The following is a 5,438-nucleotide window of genomic DNA, read 5'->3' as shown; positions in this document are numbered from 1 at the left end:
GTTAAAGCAGTTCAGAGGAATAGCAACACGATATGATAAGCTAAAGTGTAGCTATGAGGGTGCAGTTGCATTAGCTTGTGTATTTATTTGGCTACCTTTATCGGGTAAATTCTATACTTGAAATGTCAACAGACCCTAATCTTCTATTCGTTTTTACAACTATCAAGTAATAAGCTGATTTTTTACTTAAAAAAATAATTTATAAAATAAAAATTATTTAACAAAATAAAACTTATTTAAAGCAATAATTCTCATTCTAATTTTGTGAAAAACCCCTATTTATGAATTCTTTTATGAGACACGCCTTAAATAAGTAATAAAACCTGATAAAAACAAATGTTATTGTTAATTTATCAGGTTTTAAATTCTTTAAACTAAATCTACAGTTTAGCCTTTACCTGTATGACCAAAACCGCCTGCACCACGTTCAGTCGCTACAAATTCTTCCACTTGTTCAAATTCAGCATGCACGACAGGAACAAGCACATATTGTGCCAAACGCTCACCTGGCTCTAAAGTAAAGGCAGTTTGGCTGCGGTTCCAAACCGATACCATCAACTCGCCCTGATAATCTGAATCGATTAAACCTACAAGGTTGCCTAGAACAATCCCGTGTTTATGGCCTAGACCAGAACGCGGTAAAATTAGACCGGCGAAATTTGTATCTTCAATATAAATCGCCAAACCTGTTTTAACCAATACCGTTTGACCTGGCTCAATGACAGTCGCTTCTTCTACACAAGCACGTAAGTCTAAACCTGCTGAACCCGAAGTCGCATAGGTGGGCATAGGCCACTGGCTGCCTAAACGTATATCGAGTACTTTCACTTGAACTTTCATCTGTTCTTTCCTAATTGCATGGTTTAATGGTGTATTAACGCTTAATCAGCGCACGTAAATTTTCGAGATAATGCTGTGCTTGCAATTTTGGATCAATATTACCTGCCAATTTTTTCTTGCGCCCGAGCCAGTCCAAATCATCTTGCGGCAATTCATCAAGGAAACGACTTGGGGTCATTTGCTTCATTTGTCCGCCATTTTTACGCTGTTCAGCAAGCGTAATGGTTAAGCCTTGGCGTGCGCGCGTGATTCCTACGTACATTAAACGGCGCTCTTCCTCAACGGTTTCGGCAGCAATGGAGTTTTTATGCGGTAATAACTCTTCTTCCAAACCAATCAAATACACATAAGGAAATTCAAGGCCTTTTGAAGCATGCAAGGTCAGTAAATTGACTTTATCGGTATCTTCTTCTTCCTTCTGCTGCTCGAGCATATCTAGCAACACCATTTTACGAATCACGCTTTCAATACTTTTTTCATCGACATCTTCAGCACGATTAATCAAACTTTGAATGCTGCTGTACAAGATTTCAATGTTATCCAGCTTGGTTTTTTCCTGCGCTGGTGTTGCCGCTTGCTCTTTGATGTAATCGATATAGCCAGCCTCAAGCATCATTTGACGAATGATTGGTACAGGCTCATCATCTTCGAGTAAGTTACGGGTAAAATTACCAATAAAATCGGCAAATTCTGCCAATTGTGTCGTGGCTTTTCTCGGCATCACCATCGTCAAACGCTGATCACCTGCCGCAGTTAGTAACGACAAATGATTTTCCTGTGCAAACAGGCCCAACTTCTCTAATGTCACCGGACCAATCGCACGTTTAGGCGTATTAATAATCCGCAAGAATGCACTGTCATCTTCTGGATTAATGATGATACGTAAATAACTCATGATGTCTTTGATTTCAGTACGACCAAAGAACGACTGACCACCCGATAATTTATACGGAATTTGCATTTGGCGTAACTGGGTTTCTAAAACCCGTGCCTGAAAATTACCACGATATAAAATCGCATAATCTTTCCAGTTTTTACCGTTCATCAGTTTATGCGTGATGACGTCTTTGACCACGCGTTCTGCTTCATCATCATCATTACGGCAGGTAATGACCCGAATTACGTCACCATGGCCTTTATCTGACCAGAGTTTTTTATCAAAAATATGGGGATTGTTACCAATGACGGTATTGGCTGCTTTTAAAATACGGCTGGTCGAACGATAATTTTGCTCGAGTTTAATGACTTTTAGATTCGGAAAATCTTCTTTCAATAAAGCCATATTTTCAGGCTTTGCACCACGCCATGCATAGATCGACTGGTCATCATCACCCACCGCAGTGAATTGTCCCATCACGCCAACCAGCAGTTTCACCAAAATATACTGTGCAGTATTGGTATCCTGATATTCATCGACCAACAGATAACGGACACGGTTTTGCCATTTATCCCGAACTTCGGCATTTTCTTGCAATAAACGGGTCGGCATCACGATCAAGTCATCAAAATCCACTGCATTGTAAGCACGCAAATTGCGCTCATACAGTTGATACAAATGCGCAAATTGCACGTCTTCTGCTGTCTCGCAAGTGGTATGTGCTTGTTCGGGTGGAATTAAGTCATTTTTCCACTCCGAAATCATTCTCATGGCTTTGGCAATCAGCTCTTTACTTTCTGCACCAGACAAATTATCACGATGCATCAAGTCCATCAAAATGCGTTTACAGTCATCGGCATCTAAAATTGAAAAATTATTTTTTAATGGAGTATGTTTTATTTCTAAACGAAGCAAATTCAAACCAAAGGTATGGAAGGTCGAAACCGAGAGACCTTTGGCTTCTTCACGAGATAATAATTTTCCGACACGTTCTTTCATTTCACGTGCGGCTTTATTGGTAAAGGTCATGGCCGTAATACGATGTGCAGGAATACCGCAGTTCTGCACCAAATGTGCGACTTTTCGCGTAATAACGGAAGTTTTACCTGAACCTGCCCCTGCAAGTACTAACAAGGGTCCTTGAGTGTATTTCATGGCTTCAAGTTGCTTGTCATTGAGTTGACTTGCCGACGACATAGTATTTCCTCATTTTGATTCGAGCTAGATTATAGTCGTCTCAGCCAAACTTGCATAACCTAAAATACAGATTTGACATTCATAAAAAAACCACCCGAAGGTGGTTTTTTTAATTCCGCATTGAATCCAATAAGAATTATTGGATTGCGTAGATACTTAGCTCTACACGACGGTTTTGTTCACGACCTTCTGCAGTCGCATTGGATGCGATCGGGTTCGCTGAACCCTGTCCTTGTGCATTAATGCGTGAAGGTGAAACACCTTGAGCAATCAGGTAGTTTGCAACTGCCTGTGCACGTGCTTGAGACAACGGGATGTTGATTGAGTCATTACCAGTGCTGTCTGTATAACCAGTCACCAAGATACCGCTCTTGTTGTCTTCAGTTAGAGTTTGTGCAACCTTGTTCAAAGTTGCGTAGAAATTTGGTTTGATATTAGATTTATTGGTATCAAATGTAATATTACCAGGCATGATCAAGCCAACTGAACCATCTGGATTACGGTTAACTTCTACACCAGTACCTGCCATTTGCTGACGTAATTTTTTCTCTTTGTTATCAAGATAAACACCGGTAGCACCACCTAGAACTGCACCAATTGCTGCTGCACGGTTGTTTTGTGCGCTAGTATTTGCACTACCTTTAGAAATACCATAACCGGCAGCTGCACCTACAAGTGCACCAAGTGCTGTTTTGTCATATTCCACGCCGCCTAAGTTATTACCGGTTGTTGAACAACCCGTTAATACCATTGCCCCGACTACTGCTGAAATTGCTAGTGCACGCATAGCATGCCTCCTTTTTGTGTTTTATCGTATAGTGGAATGATGGATTAAAAAAAATGGGCATACCATTGATTTTTTGTAAATAATACAAGCTTTCGTTACATCTTGTAATACTTTATGCTGATGATCCAGTTATCTTGAACACAATTTCTACATAGTTGCATGAATAGATGTTTTTATTTTAAATTCTACAATTATATTTATTATTAAATGTTGAAAAAAACATTAGACGACTTCATCTTAGGACCGTTCGTATATGTCATCGCAAATCAAGAAACAATCCATACTAAAAAAAATATCTCGCGGATTAACCGTTGCATCAGTAATGAGCGGAAGTACTTTTTTTCATGGTCCACCCGTTCTTGCACTGGGGTTGACTAAACTCGTCAAAAAATCACGTAAAGTTGATGAAACCAATATTCAGATTACCAACAGTTGGCTCAGTGTGAATAATTGGTTAATTGATCATGTGTTACCGCATTTAAAATGGGATATTAGTATCGATGACGATTTAGATCTGAGTATGCAGGGTCGTTACCTGATGACCTGTAATCATCAAAGTTGGGTCGATACCACTGTAAATCAGTATTTTGGTTTAACCCGCATGCCCCTGACCCGTTTCTTTACCAAGTGGGAACTGATCTTTATTCCGTTTATTGGACAAGCCTTTAAAATTTTAGGTTTCCCCATGATGAAGCGTCATAGCAAGGAACAGATTGCTAAAAATCCGGGGCTTAAAAAACGTGATATGGAAGAATCACGCAAAGCCTGTGAACAATTATTGAGTCAACCGTTTACCCTGCTAAACTATTTAGAAGGTACGCGCTTTACGCCAGAGAAACATGCCGCACAGCATTCACCCTATAAACATCTACTCAAACCGAAAGCAGGTGGTTTAGCACTGGCCCTCAATATTTTAGGCGATAAAATTGATGCATTGGTGGACATGACCATTGTTTATCCAGATGGTGCTCCTGGCTATGGCGATTTTTGGCTGGGTGATGTCAATTGTATTGCAGTCAATCTGCGTAAAATTGAAATTCCCAGCTGGGTACTCGGCGGTAATTATGAAGATGATGCTGAATATCGTGAGCGCTTTCAGCAATGGGTCCATGAGCTATGGACTGAGAAAGATCAACTCATTGAGCACATGAAACAAGACTTGGCTGCAAAAGCATAAATAGCCTGTAAGGAAGAAAATGAAGCAAGATGACACAATAGCCAAGCCAACCTTTCATTTCGTGAAAAAAGACTCATGGGGCTGGAAAGTTGCACTGGGCTATGACATTTTCATGATGGTTCTCATCATCATCAATTTGTTCTGTTTAAGTGCCAATGCCATCCTGATGAGTGATTTTGGTGGCTGGTTATTTAGCTTCATCCATCTTCCGGAAATTTTGCAGTTTTATCGAACAGAATTACGTCCTTGGGTAATTATTACTGAAAGCTGGTTCACCAGTTTTTTAGTGATTGAACTGTTAATCCGCTGGGGAGTTGCAATCATCGGACAGCATCATAAACGCTGGTTTTTCTTTCCTTTTATTCATTGGTATGAAATTCTGTCGATTATTCCACAGCTGCGTTTTTTGCGTTTACTACGTGCCGGCTCAATCGCTTACAACTTGTATGCACATGGCTATAAAGTCATTCCTGACAGTTGGTATAAGCGCGCCAATTTTTATTATCATTTGGTGCTCGAAGAACTGACCAGCCGCATTGTGATTACTGTTTTAGACAGTA

4 protein-coding genes and 2 pseudogenes are annotated in these 5,438 nt (G+C 40.1%); 3 read left to right on the top strand and 3 right to left on the bottom strand.

Features of this window, described 5'->3' with window-relative positions; genetic code table 11:
* A pseudogene (locus ACKI4H_RS15370) lies at nt 1–121 on the top strand (IS5/IS1182 family transposase); the annotation flags it as partial.
* A 266-nt stretch (nt 122–387) separates the two neighbouring features.
* Here the strand turns inward: ACKI4H_RS15370 and dut are convergent.
* From dut to ACKI4H_RS15355, 3 genes are all read right to left on the bottom strand, one after another.
* Nucleotides 388–840, bottom strand: a complete 453-nt coding sequence (dut, locus tag ACKI4H_RS15365) for a dUTP diphosphatase (RefSeq protein WP_407307265.1) — start codon at nt 838–840, stop codon at nt 388–390.
* A 34-nt stretch (nt 841–874) separates the two neighbouring features.
* Nucleotides 875–2,914: a UvrD-helicase domain-containing protein gene (locus ACKI4H_RS15360; protein ID WP_407307263.1), complete on the bottom strand. Its 2,040-nt coding sequence runs from the start codon at nt 2,912–2,914 to the stop codon at nt 875–877.
* A 136-nt stretch (nt 2,915–3,050) separates the two neighbouring features.
* Complete coding sequence (locus ACKI4H_RS15355) at nt 3,051–3,701, bottom strand: OmpA family protein (protein ID WP_407307261.1); 651 nt, start codon at nt 3,699–3,701, stop codon at nt 3,051–3,053.
* Between the two features lie 253 nt (nt 3,702–3,954).
* On the opposite strand from ACKI4H_RS15355, the gene ACKI4H_RS15350 reads away from it, so the two are divergent.
* Both ACKI4H_RS15350 and ACKI4H_RS15345 read left to right on the top strand, forming a co-directional pair.
* A complete protein-coding gene (locus tag ACKI4H_RS15350; protein WP_407307259.1) occupies nt 3,955–4,878 on the top strand; it encodes an acyltransferase in 924 nt (307 codons plus the stop codon).
* Nucleotides 4,879–4,897: 19 nt separating this feature from the next.
* Nucleotides 4,898–5,438, top strand: a pseudogene (locus ACKI4H_RS15345) (preprotein translocase subunit SecA); the annotation flags it as partial.

Source organism: Acinetobacter sp., assembly GCF_045628685.1.
Taxonomy (GTDB): Bacteria; Pseudomonadota; Gammaproteobacteria; order Pseudomonadales; family Moraxellaceae; genus Acinetobacter.
Note: the sequence above shows the minus strand (reverse complement) of the source record. Positions and strands in the feature narration are given on the sequence as shown.

Coding starts and splice junctions, on each gene's coding strand:
- ACKI4H_RS15355 (WP_407307261.1), bottom strand. CDS start 3,701: ATGCGTGCACTAGCAATTTCAGCAGTAGTCGGGGCAATGGTATTAACG.
- ACKI4H_RS15350 (WP_407307259.1), top strand. CDS start 3,955: ATGTCATCGCAAATCAAGAAACAATCCATACTAAAAAAAATATCTCGC.
- dut (WP_407307265.1), bottom strand. CDS start 840: ATGAAAGTTCAAGTGAAAGTACTCGATATACGTTTAGGCAGCCAGTGG.
- ACKI4H_RS15360 (WP_407307263.1), bottom strand. CDS start 2,914: ATGTCGTCGGCAAGTCAACTCAATGACAAGCAACTTGAAGCCATGAAA.